The sequence below is a fragment of the Cytobacillus sp. FSL R5-0569 genome (genome assembly GCF_038007265.1).
GTDB lineage: Bacteria > Bacillota > Bacilli > Bacillales > Cytobacillaceae > Cytobacillus > Cytobacillus kochii.
Window position 1 is genome coordinate 4488754 of sequence record NZ_JBBOWW010000001.1, and the last position, 19405, is coordinate 4508158.

A 19405-nucleotide genomic window follows, 5' to 3' on the forward strand; every position below is an offset into this window, starting at 1 on the left:
ATTGGCATTTAGTGTATACTCAGTATAAATTAGTGGTATATACTGAGTATACAATATATATACTGAGTATATACTGAATAGGAGGCTTTATATGATTCAAATAGAAGGTATAAAGAAAACTTATGAAATTGGAAAGGAATCATACGAAGTATTAAAGGGCATTGATTTAACAATAAATGAAGGGGAATTTATTGCAATTATGGGACCCTCAGGTTCTGGAAAAAGTACGCTATTGAACCTTCTTGGTGGCCTTGACCAAGCGGATATTGGAAACATCCAAGTTAATCATGCAAAACTTCAAGACATGTCAGAAAAGGAAAGAACACTTTTCCGCAGAAAGAATATTGGATTTGTATTTCAGAATTATCAGCTTCTTCCTAACATGACAGTTGAAGAAAATATTGCTTTTCCTATGCACGCCGATCGTTTGCCAAAAGCAAGTATTCAAACAACTGTTACTAATCTCATCCAATCCACAAAACTGGAAGGCAAAGAAAAAAATTATCCTTCGCAATTAAGTGGTGGTCAACAACAACGTGTTTCTATAGCAAGAGCATTATCAATGGAACCAAAATTAGTACTCGCAGACGAACCGACTGGCAATCTTGACAGAAAAATGGGAACAGAAATATTAAGACTACTCTCTTCTCTTCACCAAGACCAGAAACTCACGATTATCATGGTTACTCATGATATGTATGCAGCAAGCTTTGCGAATCGTATTATTTTGTTAAAAGACGGAATGATTGAATCAGATATTAAGCAAGCAGAAGGCGGGGATCAAAATGCTATGGCTAGCATCATTACGAAACTTAATTCGTAAAAAATCACGTTCCTTCTTTACTTTATTGGCCATTCTCATTGGGATTACCACTATGTTCGCAGTTATCAGCACTGTCGAAACGGCAAAATATCTTACAACGGAGCAACTAAAGGAGTTCACAGGGAACGCTGATTATACTATCCATTCAACATCCAATACTTTTTCAGAAGAAATATTGGATGAAGTTGAAACAAACTCAGATATTAGTAGCATAACAGGGCTAGTCCATAGACAAACAAAAATTAATTTAGATAGTGCACATCATTCCGCTGAAAGCAATCTGAGATTAACCGGGCTTTCTTCCTTTGATAACGAGTTATTATCATTAGATGTCATTGCTGGTAACCTTGATCAAAAGGGCATTATTATATCAGAGACTACCGCCGAATTGTGGAATCTACGCGCAGGAGAAATATTGAATATACAACTTCCTAAAGGTAATAAAGATGTAGCCATATCAGCAATTGTAGCTGATACAGCTTTGTTGGAAGGTCCAGCAAGCTGGAATGAGGCAAGTAATAAGAATTGGCGAGCTCTTACAACTTTAGATAATATTCAAGAATTGTATAATGCACCAAACCAAATTGGTGAAATAAGAATAAAGTTTAAAGAGAATGTGGAACAAATAAGCAGTATAACAGCAATAAAGGACAGCTTACAAAATGAAGAACTCATATTTCAAAAGGTCGTTTTAGATGAAAGACAAACCAATCAATTAGAAGAGTTGTATTTCATGCTTTATGCCATTGGTGGACTCGCCATGCTTATTGGGGCTTTCATTTTATACAACACCCTTTATGTTAGTGTATCGGAACGAAAGAATGAAATAGCCATCATGAAGACTGTCGGCTATACACCTAATCAAGTCAAAATCCTATTTCTTATGGAAGTCTTATATCTCGTAATTATTGGACTTATTCTTGGCATTCCAGCAGGGTTTATGCTAGCAAACTTGCTCCAAGATGGGTTATTCGGTTCTTTCCAAACAAACATTGAAGTCAAAATGCAATTCATGTATGCACTTCCCCTTTCCATTTTATTAGGTATTATCATACCTATGCTCGCATCTTTAATTCCAGTTACTTATGCTAGCAAAGTAGATGTAATTAGTAGTTTAAAGTCCATACCTACTGAAAAGGTCAGCGGTCAAAAAAAGCGAACGATCATTGGGTGTATTGTATTATTAGGTGTGTTTATTCCTCATGCCATATCCATCGTTTTTCTTTTAGTAGCTGTTATACTTCTATATCCTATAATGATGAAGGCTTTGACGATTCTCTTTTCTAAAACTTCATTTTTGGGATACGAGGGAAGTATTGCCGGAAAGAGCACATTGCTTACATTAAATCGTTCTTCAAATATGTCATTAATTCTTGCAATTGCTATTTGTCTTGGCTTACTCGTTTCATCTATCTTTACTTCTTTAGAACAAAACATAAGCCGAGATGTCATCCGTTCCTTTGGTGGTAATATTCAGTTTAGCAGCGAGACTCCGATCTCTAATGAAAAACTAGAACAGATTAGTCAGATGGATGGTGTAAAAGATGTTATGGCTTATAGCGAAAGCCCAGCCACTTGGAGCATAGGCGATGAGAATCGCCAATTTACAATGATAGAAGTGAAGAATGATTGGTATAGTAATAATCCTTTATTTTACGCTCATGAATCTGAGCAAAAGCAAATATTGGATGCACTTGAAGAAAAAGATACCATTTTACTAGGAGAATATGCGTTTCGTGAGTGGGGCGGAAAAATAGGCGATACTATGACTATTTATCAAAATGGAAAAGAAAACAGCTTAAGAGTTGTTGGGAAAGTTAATACAACACAATATGGTGGCTATACTGCGTTTATTTCAGAAGAGAATATCAACCAACTGCATCCAAATGTTTCTCCTTCTAAGGGATTAATAGTCTTAGATGAACATACAGATGAAAGCTCTGTAAAAAATGAACTTCTTAACACTTTTCCTTTTGATTTAAGCTCTGTACAGACTTTAAATGAAGAAATATCTAAACAAGAGCGTGCCCTTCCAGGCGTAAAATCACTCTTCAGTGGATTATTAATGATTGCTATCATCATAACGGGAATTGGTATATTAAACACATTAACAATGAATGTAATGGACCGAGTTAGGGAAATTGGCGTGATGAGAGCTATTGCTTTTACAAGATGGCAAATCTATAAAACCATCATAAGTGAAGGGCTTATTATTGGGTTAAACGGTATTTTGATTGGCATATTTCTTGGAATTGCCACAATCTATTTAAACGCCAAAACCTCAGAGGATATACTGATAGAATTTATTGTACCATTAGAGACAATACTTATTTCTATCATTTGTGGCTTAATTGTCAGCATAGCAGCTTCAGTATTACCTTCATATACAGTCAATAAAATAACGATATCAAAATCACTTAAACAAGATTAGATGGGTAGAATTTTTACAACTACCCATTCATATTATTAAAAAGAGGAAAGAGGAATTTATATGTCAGTAAAGCATGCCATATTGACGCTTTTATCCCAGTCTCCTCGCCATCGTTATGATTTAAAAGTCTCTTTCGAATCTATGGTTTATAAACAGTGGGATTTAAACGCTGGACAAATATATACAACGATTGATCGATTAATTAGAGATGAATTTGTACAAGAAGCACAAGAAAAAGAGTCAGAACTGAAAATTTATCGCATTACACCAAAGGGGAAAGCTGAGCTTCAAAAATGGCTATTGCTACCGGTTGAAAGCTCCCTCCTTCAAGATGAGTTTTACTTTAAATTACTTTGTGCAAAACAACTATCATTTAAAAATCTTGGCGAGATGATTAAACAACATAAGGAACTCATCATTAAAAACATCTTTCAATTACAACAACTAAGAAATAGTCACGTATTTTCTGAAGAAAATGAGGCCATTCATTATTTAATTGATGGTAAGATACTGCATCTTGAAGCTGAAATGAAATGGATAGAAATGCTAACAGAAAATTAGGAGGGTTTACTAAATGGATTTTATTTTAGACCATAAATGGGAGTTTTTTATTGCTGCTGAAGTTATTTTCTGGATTTCAATACTATCTTTTCTCATTTTAAGATATTGGTTCAAGTTAAATAAGCTCAGTTTTCTTTTCTTCGGCATTTTTATAGTGAACGACCTATGGATTGCCACAATGGGCTTTATGGATTATATGAGAACTGGTGAATTTACAAGCTACCAGGTTGTTATATTAATTGTGATTGTATACGCATTTACCTATGGGAAATCAGATTTCAGAAAGCTTGATCGATTTATACAGAAAAAAGTAGCAAACTGGAGAGGCGAAACAATTAATATAGAAGATCAAGTAAAAGAGTTGGATGGAAAGGAATTTGCTGCTGTAGAAAGAAAACACTTTTTTATGCATCTTCTCATATTTTTAGGTGTGCATATTCTTTTAGCCCTGTTTCTTGGATTATCAAACCAATTCTCCACGATTAGTTCTATAGGGGACTTCTTTCAACAATGGTTTGCATCAAGTAACGCTGCGTTCCCTTTTGATCATTCAGCAACAAATAACTTAAGTAGGATTTGGACAATTATTTTAGTTATTGATGGATTAATTTCTTTTTCCTACACAATTTTTCCAAAAGAATCGAAAAAACACGCATCGTCATAATTAGAAATGATTTTCCATCACTTTATAAAACAAAAGTCCGTTTACCAGTTTTTTGAGGGTAATCGGGCTTTTTACTTACTTTTTTGAACCTATGATTCAATCCATGCAAATATCAAAGTAATAATACATATGTTGAAAAATGGGCTCCTTCTTCCTAACAAATATCATACTATGTGATTTCTTTAAAGGTTAATGCTTTACTTCTTCTCTGGGTAGGGGTTGCATTCTTTTTCATCATTAAGACCTGGGCTAAATCATCAAACGTTATATGTTGTTCTAGTTGCATAAGAGAAGATAAATTTTGTAATTCTTTTAAAAGACCTTCCTGATTTTTTATCGCAATTTTCAACCGCTCTATATGAAGGTTAATGACTTTCTTAGGTGTGTAATCTTCATCTTTCAAAGTAGATTTAATCTCTTCGAGTGATAACCCCAAATCTTTCAGAGTAAGAATTTGAAATAAAATTAAAATGTCTTCCTCATCATATAACCTATGTCCAGATTCGGAATATTCAGATGGAGATAATAAACTAATTTGATCATAATATCGTAAAGTTCGAAACGTAAGCCCCGTTAGTTTTGATAAGTCTCCAACTGTCCAATATTTAGTCTTTTTAATGGTCATCCTCTCATTTCGCAATATTTTTTCATTGTGTAACTTTACCATAACATATTCCTCAACATTCAATATAGTAGTTATTTATAAATTTTAAATATTTAGTTAAAAAGCAAATTCGTAATGAGAAGCTTCCATCGCTATTTATTAAACAATTTCTCAACTTCAATTTTCTCTCCTTCTATGGACAAATGAAAAATGCCCTCAAAAGAACGGTTTTAACGAGAGCCCTATTAGTTAAACTTATATGTTTTATTTTTAAACTAGCAAAACTAATTTCATAACCTTTAAAAACCCCCAAAAGATATATAAGGAAATGAAATCTCTTAGTAAAATTCACAAATATGTCACTTATGAAGAAAAATTTGAACCGATATAATTACATTTATTCTCTTAAAAGAAAGGTTGTTTTTCATTTGCCTAGTAATAAAAAAGAAGGCCTTATTTTTGGCCTATTCATGTGTTTTGGGATGGTTTTAATCATGTCCGTTTACAACTCAGCTTTACACGGCTTTTCATCGTATAGCTTAGGTAGTGCATTGATTCAATTTGCAATAACTTTTATTGTTGCTTTTATCGCAGAGTCTTTCGTTGAGCCAGTCGCACACAAACTTGCAAGGTCTCTACCTTATGACCAATCAAAAGAATTCAACTTTATTATTGTTTTTGCTTTTTGTATGGTTCCTATAATGGTTGCCATCATGTCAGCATACGGAATCATCTTGACCTTGATAACAACAGGGATTGAAGGTTCTATTTTTACCGCTTATCTAAAGACATTAGCCTTAAATATTATTGTTGCCCTTCCTTCACAGTTATTAATCGTTGGCCCTATCTCGAGGAAATTACTATGTAAATATATAAAACCGGCCATACAAAAACCCGAACTGAATGGATAAAAACAGGGTGGAGCAAAACTAAATGACCTAACTTCAAAACGAACAAAAACAAATTGTAATCTATAAAAAATCAGTTGCCAAAAAGCCCGTTCCATTTCACTACAGACATTTGCTTTCCACGGGGAGGGAACGCTTGAGCCTTCTCTGCATTACCTGTGAGGTCTCAAATTTCCCTCTATTTCCCTGAGGGAGTCGAGTGTCTTTTGCTCTATTCCTCTATTTTTTTCATATAAGGATATAAATCACAAAAAAACCGAATGATTAGACACTTCATACCCCTATGATATGCTCCCCTATAGGTAGACAGATAAAAAAATAAAATCTGGCTACTAAAAGGGGAGTATATTTATGTCTAAAAGAGCTCATCCACTCGAAGTTAGGATAGAAGTAATAAATACATTAAAAGATGGTATTTTATCTGTAGCGGAGATAATGAGAAAGTATAAAGTTAGTAGAAGTGCCATTCGAATTTGGAAGTATAAATTTGATATGTATGGATTTGAAGGTCTTAAAGAATCGACCTCCTGGAAAACGTACCCGAAGCATTTAAAAATATTAGCCATGAAGGACTATCTGTCCGGCCACTATTCTTTAGAGGAAATTGCCAAAAGATATAAAATATCAGATGAGTCTGTCCTCAGGTTATGGTTGAAGAAGTATAATAGTCATAGTGAAATAAAGGATACGTCAAAAGAAAGGACGAGCTCTATGACTAAAGGAAGAAAAACAACTTGGAAGGAACGAATTCAAGTGGTACTTGATTGCTTGGGGAACGGAAAAGATTATCAGAAGACAGCTGACACTTTTGAAGTGTCTTACCAACAAGTTTATACATGGGTTAAAAAATATGAAGAGAGTGGAGAGGAAGGTCTTCAAGACAAACGAGGGAGGAATAAAACAGAAATAGAGTTAACACCAGAAGATAAAATAAAACTCGAAATGAAAAAACTAGCACAAGAAAATGAACGATTACGTGCAGAGAACTTATTCTTAAAAAAGTTGGAGGAACTCGAAAGGAGGCGGAAATAAGCAGGATTCGATTTAAAGATAAGTATGTCGCCATACAGGAACTACATGAGAAAGAGAATCTAAGCATAGTTCTTCTGTGTGATATCGCGGGCGTCACTCGGAGCGCTTATTATAAATGGCTAAGACGTCAACCGACTTCCCAAGAGATTCTGAATGAAGCTATTATGAAAGAGATGAAAATCCTACATATTCAAATGAAGGGGATCTTCGGCTATCGCCAAATGACTCTTCATTTGAATAGAAAATTTAATGAGGCACTGAATCATAAGAGAATCTATCGATTAATGAAAGTGGCTCAATTACGCTCGGTGATTCGAGTGAAGAAAAAACGATATAAACGTTCTATCCCCCAATATGTCACGGAAAACATATTAAATCGTGAGTTTACAGCTAAAAAGCCAAATGAAAAATGGGTCACGGATGTCACAGAATTTAAATATGGTTCCTCCCAAAAAGCTTATTTAAGTGCCATTCGTGATCTCTATGATGGTTCTATTATTAGTTATGTTCTCGGGCATTCTAATAACAACGAACTGGTGTTTGATACACTTGACCAGGCGACAAAGCATTTAAAGGGAAAGAAGCCTCTCATTCATAGCGACCGTGGTTATCAATACACCTCCTATGGATTTAAATGTAGGATGAAAAAGTTAAAAATGGCTCATAGTATGTCTCGCGTTGGGCGATGTATCGATAATGGACCTATGGAATCCTTTTGGGGAACACTGAAATGTGAGAAATATTATTTACATAAATTTATGACCTATGAGGAACTTTCCAATGCCATAACGGAGTATATTCACTTCTATAATCATAATCGATACCAAAAACGACTAAACGGCTATAGCCCTATGGAATATAGAGCTATAGCCGCTTAGGTAACTTTTTATTATTTCCACTGTCTACTTGACAGGGGGCTGTTCACTAATCATCCGGATCAATCCTTATAGAGATAGAATGCCATCTTCAGATCTATTTTATAAACACCCCTAGGATAATGATTAATGTGATAAGGCCTAGTAAGATTAAAAATGGGTACATCAATGCAAATACATCTTCAAAAATAAGTTGTATAGGTTCATATCCAAAGAGAAAAGCAAAAAATACTATGGCAAGTATAATACTAATAATCCTATTCAAATTCATTCTCCTACCTTTAGATCTATCATTGCCCATTCTCTAAGTTGATAGATTGTTACTTTAATAAACAGTACTTTTATTTATTCATATGACCACAGCGCATCACGAAGCTTTTCTCTAGTTATTTTGGATCACCTTTTTCAATCACTCACCTATCAAATTCAAAGTATTAAAACGAGGAGTACTACTTGTTCTTCGTTTTAATAGGATAAAATATTTCTTTTTATTAATAATGAAAAGCACTGCTTTATGACCGACTGTAGTAATACCTGTTCTTTTAATTGCTGTTAAGGGGAACTTGAAACTTCCAGTCTGCACTTCTTCAATCACATGGTAAGGAATTTTGATTGTTTTCCTAAAAGAGGTAATCGTCGTAAGACCTGATAGGTCAATATTAAAGCTGTGTTACTATATTCTATTTAAATGCTCATCTTATTACCTCCATCCTTCCAGGTTCCTATCGATTATATTCCATTATCTTATTATACAATTATTTCCACTCTCCCACTTTACTCTAGACCTCCTGAGGAGATTTACTCATTTGGGCATTTATCTTCTAGCAAAAATTTAGCTTCTTCTTCAATCATTTCTATATAGTTGTGCTTTTTAAAAGGTTTCGTAAATTTATGGATTCTTCTAAGGCTTCCTTTTACGGAAGTTTTTTCGTTCAGAACATCTACAACAACGGTCAAGTAAACCTTCTCATCATACATGACTAACCCAGTCACTTGGCCATTTTCCGTATCAACTATATATTCAGGGAATATCTTTAATGGAGCAAATAATGCCAACCCTACTTTTCTAGACTTTCTCCCAAACAGCCGAAATAACATATATCTATAAATCTCTTTTAATCTTCTCATTTATATTCACCCTTACTATTGATTAGTCTAACTTTCAAGACACGCTTTGTTTATTCCTGCAATTGTTGTTATGAACGAGCAAAAGCACGCACATATCAATGTGCGCGCTAATCCTGACTAAAGAAATAATTAATGATGGCCCCCACCAAAAACTTTTCCGACACCGTGGATTTTCTCTAAGATGACGATGAGAATCACGGAGATGAATATGACAACACTGGATACAGAGGCAACAATTGGATTATAAGCATCTTGCATGGTAGAGAATATTTCAATTGGTAAAGTGCGTGTTTCAGGAGAGATCATAAAGAGTGAGACCGTTACATTATCAAAGGAGGTTAAGAAAGCGAAAAGGCCACCGGAGATAATTGCAGGTCGGATTAATGGGAGCGTGATTTTCCAGAAGACCGTCCATGGATTGGCGCCTAAAATTGCCCCCGCTTTTTCTAAATTATAATCAAAACCGCTTAAGCCAGTTAACACTAAACGAATCACGTATGGAATACAAATGATAATATGTGAAATTAGGAATCCTATTGACGTACCCGCAAGCATTAATGGTGTGAAGTAAATTAATAATGCTATCCCTAATACAAGCTGAGGTACACTAAGTGGCGCCGTTAAAAAGGATGTAATCGCTGACTTTCCGGGAATATCATACTTGGCAATAGCTAGCGCACCTAGTGTGCCGAATATAACGGCAAATAGTGCTGCAAGCACTGCAAATTGCAAACTATTCATGAAGGCGTCAATAAATTCAGGCCTTTCCAAGATTTTCGTATACCATTGAAACGAAAACCCTTCTGGCGGAAAGCTTGGATAGCTTGCTTTTGTGAACGATGCAGGGATGACAGCGATTAGTGGTATCAAGATGTAGATAATCCCAATAACAGCCCATGCTCCGCGTAATTTCCCAATGGCATTCATTAACGGAACACCTCCTTGAATTTACTCTTCTCAAACCCTCGAGTAAATAAAAAGACTGATAGAAGCGTTGTCCCAAGCAAAACGTATGATAATGCCGATCCAAATGTCCATTGCAGGAGATTATTAATTTGGTCGTATACAACAACTGGCATCACAGGCACATTCGCTCCACCCATAAGTGCCGGTGTTACGTAGGCACTCATCGATAAGCTAAAGACTAAAACGCAACCAGAGACAATACCTGGTAAGCTCAGTGGTAATGTAATCGAAAGGAAGTTCCTTAATGGACTTGCACCTAAGATGGCCGATGCCTTCTCTAATGATGGGTCAATATTGTATAAGCTTGTGACTATAGCTAGTACCATAAATGGTAAATAGGCATTTGAAAGACCTATAATGACACCAACCTCTGAAAACAATAGATTCATAGGCTTGCTAATTAGACCCATATCCATTAATAGTGTATTAACGGTCCCATTAGGTAGAAGTAATAAATACCAGCCAAAGTTACGAACAACAATACTAACTAAAAGAGGTGAAGCAATCAGTAGTGTAATAAGTGCGCGCATTTTTGCAGAAGCCTTTGCCATCGTTAAAGCGATCGGATAACCCAATACGAGCGCAACCAGACTAGATAATAAGCTAATCTTAACCGTAATCCATAAAGAGTTTAAATAATAGCTATCCGTAAAGAGCGTGATATAATTTGATAAACTGTAACTAGCGCCTTCACCACTTAAGCTATCAGTTGAAATAAAGCTTAAGTACAAAATATATAACATCGGTACAACAAAAAATCCGAATAAGAACAAGAGAATCGGTGTTAATAACAACAAGCCAGGTGCCCATGGCTTCCGTTTTTTCACGCGCCTCTCTTGTTGCGGCGGTTGTCCCTTAGGTTCTACTCTTTTCTGATGATTTTGAGCTCTTGCGGCTTCCATCCTACAAACACCTCGCTTCCCTCTTTCCATGATGAACGGTACTCATTTGTTAATATTTGCAGAGATTTCCCCATAAATGCGACATCTATTTCCCAAGAAGTCCCTAAGTAATTCAGTTGTGTGATTTTCGCAGGATGTAGTTCATATCCATCAACAGCCTCTTGTGACTCAGAAATATGAATGTTTTCTGGGCGAATGTATAATTTTACTTCATCCCCTTTTTGGAACGTGCGATTCTCTCCAATCACATTATCCCAACTTACTGATGTGACTTCTTGACCCGCTTGAACCATAATCCGCTTTTGATCTGTTGATGTAACAATACCTTCAAATGAGTTAGATTTACCGATAAATTGAAAAACAAATTCTGTTTTTGGATGTTTGTAGATGGATGTCGGTGTACTAATTTGTTCAATCTTACCTGCATTCATTACTACGACACGATCGGAAAGCGATAGTGCTTCTTCCTGATCATGGGTAACAAAGATAGTCGTTACACCGATTTCTTTTTGTAACCTTTTGATTTCTAAGCGAAGCTCATGCCTTAACTTCGCATCAAGGTTCGATAATGGCTCATCTAATAATAATAATTCCGGTTCAACAACCAACGCTCTGGCGATGGCTACTCTCTGTCTTTGTCCGCCTGAAAGTTCCCGGGGATAGCGATGTTCTAACCCTGATAACTTTACAAGTTCAAGAACACGATCGATTTTCTTTTTTTGTTCTGACTTGGAAATTTTTCTTAATTTTAAACCAAAGCTTAAGTTGTCATAAACCGTCATATGTGGAAAAAGAGAATACGTTTGGAAAACCATACCCAAATCTCTTTTATATGGAGGCACCTTTGTCACCTTTTTTCCTTTAATAAACACATCTCCTTGGTCTGCCTCAAGAAAACCCGCAATTAAATTTAAAGTGGTCGATTTTCCGCATCCAGAAGGGCCAAGCAAGGTGAGAAGCTCACCCTGCCTTACTTCTAAATCGATGGAATTAAGAACAATATTTGATCCGAATTTTTTTATAGCTCCCTTAATTTCTACGTCGCTTATCGCTGTCGTCATCTCATTATGCCTCCTCTTCTATTATTCTAGTAGTTTGCCAATTTCAGGAACGACTTCTTTATTCCAACGATCTGACCATTCCGCTCTAATTTCCGCGAATTGAGGGACATCTGGCTTAAATGTTGGATCATCCTCTGCTATCCCAATAGATTCTTGATATTTTTCAGGTAGTTCTACTCCTTCAGCAATTGGATAGAACCCTTCCTCTGCAATTAACGATTGTGCTTCCTCACTCACAAGATAATCAATAAATTGGAGAGCTTGCTCTTCTTTTGGTGTGTTCTTCACTAAAGTTGCACTAAAGGCTTGTAGTGGAACACCTTCTTTTGGTATCGCCATTTTAATTGGTATACCTGATTCAGCTAAATCACTAATTACATAAGAACCTAAAACAGATAGGTCAGCAGCACCTTGTTGAATCGCTGGCATCACCTGTGTTGAGTTTTTATAGAAAGTGGTTGAGTAACCTGCCAATTCCTTCGCTTTTTCTATACCAGGATTAACGTTATCTGTACTCCCACCATTTGCTATTGCTAACGCGTTTAATGTATTAAATCCCCAGTCATTTGTGATATCAACAAATGCGGTTTTTCCTTCATAATCTCCGGATACAAGGTCATTCCAAGATTCAATTGGTCCCCAACCATTTTTTTCGAATGATTCCGTATTATATGCTGGGGCAATAGCTAAGCCAAAAACTGGTGCCCCCGCACCCTCAACAGATACGAAATCATCAATGACATTGGAGAAGTTCGGTACGTTCTCTTCACTTAATGTCTCAGTTAAATCTTTTTCATTCGCCCGATAAACATCAGTTGGTACAAAGAAAGCGATATCAATATGTGGCGCATTCTTTTGTAACTCTACTTTAGAAAGAATCTCTCCTGATAATCCTGGGATATAATTCACTTTAATACCGGTTTCTTCTTCAAATTTCGGTGCGATTACATCTCTTATCGTTTGTTCAATAACGCCACCATTACCCGCTACCGTAATTGACTTACTATCTGAGCCTCCGCCTTCTGAACTTGCTTGTTCACCGGATTTTTGTGGTGTTGGCGCCCCACAAGCAGCTAGACATAGCAACATAAAAATAGATAATGCCGTAATGATTTTTTTCATTTTACTTTCCCCCTACTTCGTTTATATATTGTTTGGCACCTGGATGAAGCGGAATCGCTATATTAGTTGCTGCTTCTTCAACCGTCATATTTGCTACGGCTGGATGATAGACGGCCCATTCATCTAAGTGCTCATAGATACCTTTTAAAATGTGATAAGCCAGCTCATTAGATAATTCTTCATTCGCATACAGCACGTTTTGTACTGTAACTGTCGGTGTCGGCTCCGTTATTCCCTCATATGTATAGCTCGGAATTTCTTGCCACTCATAACCCTCGTATTGCCGATTTAAGCGCTTACTTGTTTCCTCATCTACCTTAACTAACGTAAGATTCTCCTCCTCTAGCAATTGTTCGATAACTGGATTAGGTAATCCGGAAGAGAGGAAGGCAACGTCAATGGTACCATTGTTCATACCCGCAGCCGATTGGGTAAAGGATAAATACGAAATATCCATTGTCTCTTGACTAAGCCCTGCTGCGTCTAATAGCCTTTCTGCCGTAAATCTTGTGCCACTTCCTTCTGCACCTAAACTGACTCGCTTACCTTTTAAGTCAGATAAGGATTCAATGGATGGATCTGATGTTACGATTTGCATATAGTTGCGATAGAGATTGGTTAATACATTTAAATGTTTTTGTGATAGTTCATCAGAATACAATACATCAGCCATCGATATCCCAAGCTCTACCTCATTACTACTTACGAGCTTCGCATTTTGAATCGAAGCATTTGTCACTCTTGTACCAAAAGCAGCCTTATTATATTCTTCTAAAATCGTCATTAACCCCGTACCTAGCGGATAATACACACCTGATACATCACCTGTTGCCAGCACGATTGACTTTTTCCCAACCGCTAGTTCTTCTGATGGAGCCTTATATGGATCATAAGAAGACCGGATCTCGGAATGAGTATTCGAACAACCGCTTAACAGAAAAATAATTGCCACCCACAAAAATGACTTCATCCCTACTAACATCCTCCTTAGTTTTATTAATGCAAATATTGTGCCAAAATTCATAATATTGTTTTATGTATACGCTTACAATTTTATCAAAAGGAAAACCGGCAATTATTTCCGTATGAGGCAGAAAATATTGCCGGTTCTTTTATTTCTTATAATTCTTCAACTTATCCCGCAAACTCCTCTCCGAAATCTGCAAGGAATGAGCGGTTTTTTGCCTATGATCTTTATAGTGCTTAAGGGTAGCAGTAATAACTCGCTTCTCTACCTCCTTCATCGGGATACCAAGTGGTAATTGAATCATTTCATCCTCATTCATCGGATGTTCGGCATGACCTTGGACGAAATGGGGCAAATCTAACACGTCGATTAATCGGTCCATTGATAACGCCACAGCATACTCGATTATATTGCCAAGTTCTCTGACATTCCCTGCATATGGATAATGGAGAAGCACTTCCATCGCTTTCGGTGTCAGACCCTCTTTTTGTTTGTTCATTGATTGATTAAATTTTTGAATCAAATGATTGATGAGTAGCGGGATATCTTCCTTTCTTTGTCTAAGCGGTGGCATATGAATAGGAATCACATTTAAGCGAAAGTATAAATCTTCGCGGAACTCACCGTTTTTGACCATTTGCGCGATATTTTTGTTGGCTGCACTAATAATACGGATGTCGAGTTGCTTTTTCTTATTAGATCCAAGTGGTGTGACTTCACGCTCTTGGATGACTCGTAAAAGCTTTGCTTGTAGAGACAAAGGCAATTCACTCATTTCATCTAGAAATAATGTCCCGCCGTTAGCTGCAACACATTTGCCATCCTTCGATTGAGTGGCTCCTGTAAAGGCTCCTTTTTCGTAACCAAACAGCTCTGATTCTAGTAAATTATCAGGAATAGCCGCACAATTGACAATCTCTAATGGACCTTGATACCTTCTACCCGAAAAATGGATTTCCCTCGCAACTAATTCTTTGCCTGTTCCACTTTCTCCCGTAATAAGTACGCTTGAATCGATGTCCTTAATGCGATCAATCATTGAGAATACTTGTTGCATCGCCTTGCTTGTCCCTAAAAACGCACGTGCTTCCAGTTGTTTATCTTTTGACTCCAGGCGATTTGAGACTTGTTTATATTGCAGTGCGCGCATGATTAACACAGATAATTTATCCATATCAATCGGCTTTTCAATATAATAATAGGCACCTTGTTTAATTGCCTCAATCGATGTCTCAATGCTAGCAAAAGCTGTCATCATAATGGCCGTGAGCTCCGAACGTATTTCCCTCACTTTCTTTAAAATATCTAGACCGCTAACAGCCCCCATTCTTAAGTCTAATAAGACGATATCGATTCGTTTACTCTTCACCCACTCTATCCCTTCCTTTGGGTCTATGGTTGTATATACTTGATAATCATCTTCTAAGGCAAACTTTATTGACATACAAATCGCAGCTTCATCATCAATGACGAGTAGACCTGGCTTCATTGAGCGAATCCTCCTCTCGATAAATAGGTAAAGTAATGACGAACCGTGTCCCTTCTTCTTTCGTACTTGTTACGCTAATGTCCCCATTGTTTTCTTGTACTAAATGATAAGAAAGTGTAAGCCCTAGACCGACTCCTTTTGCTTTTGTCGTATAAAACGGATCAAAAATATGATGTTGTTGCTCCACACTCATCCCTTCACCATTATCTTTAATTGAAATTTCTCCGCATTCTCCATCTAGATGATACATTTCTAACTCTATACGCTTCCCAGTAACATTCTTTACTGCATCCACCCCATTCAGTAAAATGTTCAAAAGTACTTGTCTAATTTGCTGCGGATCAATATAAAAAACTAACCCATCTGGTACTTTTAATTGAAAGTCAATGTGCTCATCCTTCATCGTTACATGTAAGAATGTCAGCATAGTAGTTAACTCAGATGCAGAACATGGCTGAATACGTGGGGTACTTGGTCTCGCATAATCAATAAGATCGGTGACAATCTGATTTAGCCGGTCAACTTCTTTTGGTAAATGTTTGACTAACATCTCTTGAAAGTCTTTTTGTACTATTTTTCTTGGAATTAAATTGATAAATGTTTTAATGGATGTTAATGGGTTTCTTATTTCGTGAGCAACACCGGCGACTAACTGTCCAAGCGCATGAAGCTTTTCCTGTGTGAGTAACTTCTGCTCTAATTGGACCTTTTCCGTTTCATCTCTGATAGTAAGCAAATACCCTGCTTGATTTTCCAAAGAATTATACATTTCGTTCAATGAATAATAGATAATTTTCCGTTGACCGTTTCGATGAAGCACGAATTGATTGGCACTATCATGATAGAATTGCGTTCGTACTTCTTTAAAAATGGGTGAATGCTCAATCCCCTCTTGTTGGGGCCACTCTAAAATATCAAGTGCCCTTGAATTGCAACTCGTCATCATAAAGTTCAAATCAAAAGTAATAATGCCAGCATCTATATTATTGATTATTTGATCTTTAAAAGCATTGCTATCAGCGGTACGTTGCCGTTGGTCATGCAAATCCTCATTCAAAAGAGTCAGTTCTTTCGTATGTTCATTGACAGCTAATTTCAACCGATAATTCCATATATAGATGAGAATAAGAATAAAACCACCAATGGCCATAAATATTGATAAAATGGTAATGAAATCCTTTAACCTTGTGATTTCCTCTTCATTTTCACCTTTCGTCCAAAAATCAACCAGCTGGTTCATTTCCCCTGTTGCCTTTAAATCAATGATGGCTTTATCTAAGAACTGTCGAAATTCCTCGTCCCCTTCTTGTACAGCTACAGCATAATCTGCAGGATCCAAAATGATATCTAACACAACATATTGTTTCTCTAACTCATACCGATCTAAAAAAAAATATGAGGTCCATTTGTTGCCAATAAAAACATCCGCGCGGCCATTCCAAAGCATAAATAAACCGTTGTATTGGTTAGTCGTCACAGTAAAGTTATTATTTCGCAAGTTTATTAATGTATTTAATCCAGCCGTATCTTCTTTTAATACTATATGCGTATCCCGCAAATCTTCTATATTCTCTACTTCGTCTTTCAAGCGTCTAGGTATCACTAATGAATCCGACATCGTAAAATAAGGGGTGGAAAAGTCCATATACTTCTCCTTGTCTATACTATAGGTGACCCCGGCAACACCATCTATTTCTCCCCTTTTTAACGCTTCCTCAGCTTGCTTTCCATCCATAGGGATAAACTCAAACTTCACATCATTTTTGTCGGCTACCCTTTCTAAGATGGCAATGCTTAAGCCTTGTAGCTCCCCGTTTTGATTAAGATAAGAAAATGGTGGAAACGCTTTTTCTGTTCCTATTCGATACACTTGTTCTTCTGCTAAGACATGAGTGAATGGGAAGAGAGTGAAAAACATGAAAACGAGCAATACTTTGCGCAAAATGATCTCCTTATTATGTTAGAAAATTATAAATATTTTATATTTAAATAATAAATAAATCACTTTCATAACACAAGGCTCCAAAGAACATTTTTATCTATCAATTAATGATTCTATTTTTTACCAATAAACATTAAGGTTTAATCTATTGTAGAACGGATATATATACACTAAGAAGAGACACAAGATACTCTTCAAAAAAGAGGAGGATGTAAACTATGTATAAAATCGAAGTTGTAGAAAACGGAGTACAGGCGGTTAGCATCATTAACTCTCTTGAAAACGAAGGTTATACTAAGAAGGATATATACTTATTCGCACATGACAGAGACCGCTCAGAAAATTTAACAGATGCAACAGATACAAATGATATTGGTATGAAAGAACAAGGTGTTTTTGACTCCATCGGAAACGTCTTCAAAAGCCGAGGCGATGAATTACGTTCTAAAATGAGATCAGTTGGTATGACTGATGTTGAAGCTGAGAGGTATGAAGAAGTACTTGATCAAGGTAAACTTGTTGTTGTCGGCTCTACTAAAAACTAATCTTTATGTCTAATATAATTCCCCCCATTTCACTATATATGACCGGTAGCGAATCGCTACCGGTTTTTATAATTAAAGAGTAGGATGAAAGATTAATAGATTTTTCTCATATTCCCTTCTATTGATGACTTCATTTCAGCATGAGGATCTTGCAAACAGGGCAATCGTCCTTCTCAGATTAAAGAACGAAGTTGCGAATCCATTTGCAGATATCCCTCTGTGATAACTTGTTGAACCAAAGCAGTTTTTCATTCGGTCTTACGTTCTCTCACCTAGACTAATAGATAATCAATCCCGAAATGGCCCCTACGGCTAAAGCGATACTAATAACAATGGCGGGGTGCATTTTCATTTTTTCTAATAAAAAATAACTACCAATGACCATCAAAAGAGAATAAACCATCCCTAATGAAGAGAAGGAATCCTTCAGAAATTGGAAGGTCATGACGGCTAGCAACACAGCGATCACTGGACGGACAATTTTAGAAATATTTTTGACTTGAGGGGTGTCTTTATATTTCATTAAAATCGCCATCAGTACGAGCATTAAGATAATCGAAGGAGCTATTGTAGCAAAGAGGGCAACGAAACTACCTAAAATTCCCCCTTCTGCGTAGCCGATATAACCGGCCATTTTCGTCGCAATCGGCCCTGGCAAGGAATTCCCAATCGCTAGGACTTCACTAAATTCTTGAGTGGACATCCAGCCATATTTACCGACGACTTCATTTTCAATTAAGGGAATGGTCGCAGGTCCACCACCGTAACCAAGAATACCTGGAATAAAGAAAGCTAAAAAGATTTCCCAATAAATCATGATGGATTCTCCTTCCTCTTAAAAGGAATAAAGACGGAAATAATTAATATCATGATGAGAATACCTGGATGCAAGTGCGTCACTTCTGTAAGTAAGAAAGACGCTAATATGAGAATAATAGCTTTCTTCCACCCAAGCGTCGTGCCCGATTTCTTTACAAATTCCCAAGTCATTTGCGCCAGCATCACAGCTACAACCGGGACAATCGATGCTGACATATGCTTTACCCATGGAATATCTTTATAAGCTTGTAAAACTTGCAGAAGACTTATAAGGATAATAACAGTAGGGAGAACGGAAGAAACAAGGGCATTAATCATTCCTACGATTCCTCCGACACGGTAGCCAATGTAACCGGCCATCTTTGTCGCAATGGGGCCTGGCATCGTGTTAGCCAATGCCAAAGTATCGGCAAACTCTTCTTCTGTCATCCATTTGTATTTCTTTACTGCTTCTTGCTGGAATAGTGGTATAGAGGATGGTCCACCGCCAAACCCTAACATTCCAGTACGGAAGTTCCCAATCATTAATTCTTTTTGTAAACGTAAGCCTTGGCGTGTTTGAGGCT

Annotated in this window: 18 protein-coding genes; 7 read left to right on the plus strand and 11 right to left on the minus strand. The window is 36.7% G+C overall.

The features are described from left to right. Positions 1-91 precede the first annotated feature (91 nt). Genes MKX78_RS22740 through MKX78_RS22755 form a run of 4 tightly spaced genes read left to right on the plus strand, consistent with a single transcriptional unit; the run spans position 92 to position 4479 of the window. A complete protein-coding gene (locus MKX78_RS22740; protein ID WP_095371504.1) occupies positions 92-823 on the plus strand; it encodes an ABC transporter ATP-binding protein in 732 nt (243 codons plus the stop codon). Further along, positions 786-3254 carry an ABC transporter permease gene (locus MKX78_RS22745; RefSeq protein ID WP_341052538.1) on the plus strand — a complete coding sequence of 823 codons (2469 nt, stop codon included), beginning with the start codon at positions 786-788 and terminating at the stop codon, positions 3252-3254. Before MKX78_RS22740 ends, MKX78_RS22745 begins: the two co-directional genes overlap by 38 nt. Positions 3255-3314: 60 nt before the next feature. Beyond that, positions 3315-3815 carry a PadR family transcriptional regulator gene (locus tag MKX78_RS22750; RefSeq protein ID WP_341052539.1) on the plus strand — a complete coding sequence of 167 codons (501 nt, stop codon included), beginning with the start codon at positions 3315-3317 and terminating at the stop codon, positions 3813-3815. 13 nt (positions 3816-3828) lie between these two features. Then, on the plus strand, positions 3829-4479 hold the full coding sequence (locus MKX78_RS22755; protein ID WP_095371501.1) for a hypothetical protein: 651 nt from the start codon (positions 3829-3831) through the stop codon (positions 4477-4479). Between the two features lie 169 nt (positions 4480-4648). Here the strand turns inward: MKX78_RS22755 and MKX78_RS22760 are convergent, their stop codons facing one another. Then, complete coding sequence (locus MKX78_RS22760) at positions 4649-5146, minus strand: MerR family transcriptional regulator (protein ID WP_233435182.1); 498 nt, start codon at positions 5144-5146, stop codon at positions 4649-4651. A 407-nt stretch (positions 5147-5553) separates the two neighbouring features. Here MKX78_RS22760 and MKX78_RS22765 point away from each other — a divergent pair, with 407 nt between their 5' ends. Further along, positions 5554-5994 carry a DUF2798 domain-containing protein gene (locus MKX78_RS22765; RefSeq protein WP_307316600.1) on the plus strand — a complete coding sequence of 147 codons (441 nt, stop codon included), beginning with the start codon at positions 5554-5556 and terminating at the stop codon, positions 5992-5994. A gap of 348 nt (positions 5995-6342) precedes the next feature. Beyond that, positions 6343-7901 (plus strand): IS3 family transposase gene (locus MKX78_RS22770; protein ID WP_341051231.1). Its coding sequence is split into 2 segments (ribosomal slippage): positions 6343-6997 and positions 6997-7901, totalling 1560 coding nucleotides; the frame shifts between segments, so codons are not numbered across the junction. A gap of 795 nt (positions 7902-8696) precedes the next feature. Here the strand turns inward: MKX78_RS22770 and MKX78_RS22775 are convergent. The 8 genes from MKX78_RS22775 to MKX78_RS22810 all read right to left on the minus strand — a co-directional run bounded on the left by MKX78_RS22775 (position 8697) and on the right by MKX78_RS22810 (position 17475). Next, positions 8697-9026 carry a hypothetical protein gene (locus MKX78_RS22775; protein ID WP_322909863.1) on the minus strand — a complete coding sequence of 110 codons (330 nt, stop codon included), beginning with the start codon at positions 9024-9026 and terminating at the stop codon, positions 8697-8699. 129 nt (positions 9027-9155) lie between these two features. Continuing rightward, positions 9156-9953, minus strand: a complete 798-nt coding sequence (locus tag MKX78_RS22780) for an ABC transporter permease (protein ID WP_341052544.1) — start codon at positions 9951-9953, stop codon at positions 9156-9158. Continuing rightward, a complete protein-coding gene (locus MKX78_RS22785) occupies positions 9953-10894 on the minus strand; it encodes an ABC transporter permease (protein WP_307316487.1) in 942 nt (313 codons plus the stop codon). Before MKX78_RS22785 ends, MKX78_RS22780 begins: the two co-directional genes overlap by 1 nt. Continuing rightward, positions 10855-11955: an ABC transporter ATP-binding protein gene (locus tag MKX78_RS22790; RefSeq protein WP_095371496.1), complete on the minus strand. Its 1101-nt coding sequence runs from the start codon at positions 11953-11955 to the stop codon at positions 10855-10857. The genes MKX78_RS22785 and MKX78_RS22790 overlap by 40 nt, the downstream gene beginning before the upstream one ends. Positions 11956-11976: 21 nt before the next feature. After that, positions 11977-13077, minus strand: coding sequence for an ABC transporter substrate-binding protein (locus tag MKX78_RS22795; RefSeq protein WP_095371495.1), 1101 nt, complete (start codon positions 13075-13077; stop codon positions 11977-11979). A 1-nt stretch (position 13078) separates the two neighbouring features. Continuing rightward, positions 13079-14047 carry a TAXI family TRAP transporter solute-binding subunit gene (locus MKX78_RS22800; protein ID WP_341052547.1) on the minus strand — a complete coding sequence of 323 codons (969 nt, stop codon included), beginning with the start codon at positions 14045-14047 and terminating at the stop codon, positions 13079-13081. 142 nt (positions 14048-14189) lie between these two features. Further along, on the minus strand, positions 14190-15533 hold the full coding sequence (locus MKX78_RS22805) for a sigma-54-dependent transcriptional regulator (RefSeq protein WP_095371493.1): 1344 nt from the start codon (positions 15531-15533) through the stop codon (positions 14190-14192). Continuing rightward, entirely contained in the window at positions 15508-17475 is a 1968-nt protein-coding gene (locus MKX78_RS22810) for a transporter substrate-binding domain-containing protein (protein WP_341052550.1), read from the minus strand. Before MKX78_RS22810 ends, MKX78_RS22805 begins: the two co-directional genes overlap by 26 nt. Before the next feature lie 218 nt (positions 17476-17693). On the opposite strand from MKX78_RS22810, the gene MKX78_RS22815 reads away from it, so the two are divergent. Next, positions 17694-18020, plus strand: coding sequence for a general stress protein (locus MKX78_RS22815; RefSeq protein WP_095371491.1), 327 nt, complete (start codon positions 17694-17696; stop codon positions 18018-18020). A gap of 277 nt (positions 18021-18297) precedes the next feature. Here MKX78_RS22815 and MKX78_RS22820 read toward each other — a convergent pair whose 3' ends face one another. Both MKX78_RS22820 and MKX78_RS22825 read right to left on the minus strand, forming a co-directional pair. Next, positions 18298-18837, minus strand: a complete 540-nt coding sequence (locus MKX78_RS22820; RefSeq protein WP_095371490.1) for a chromate transporter — start codon at positions 18835-18837, stop codon at positions 18298-18300. Continuing rightward, positions 18834-19364: a chromate transporter gene (locus MKX78_RS22825; RefSeq protein ID WP_095373579.1), complete on the minus strand. Its 531-nt coding sequence runs from the start codon at positions 19362-19364 to the stop codon at positions 18834-18836. Before MKX78_RS22825 ends, MKX78_RS22820 begins: the two co-directional genes overlap by 4 nt. Positions 19365-19405: the final 41 nt, after the last annotated feature.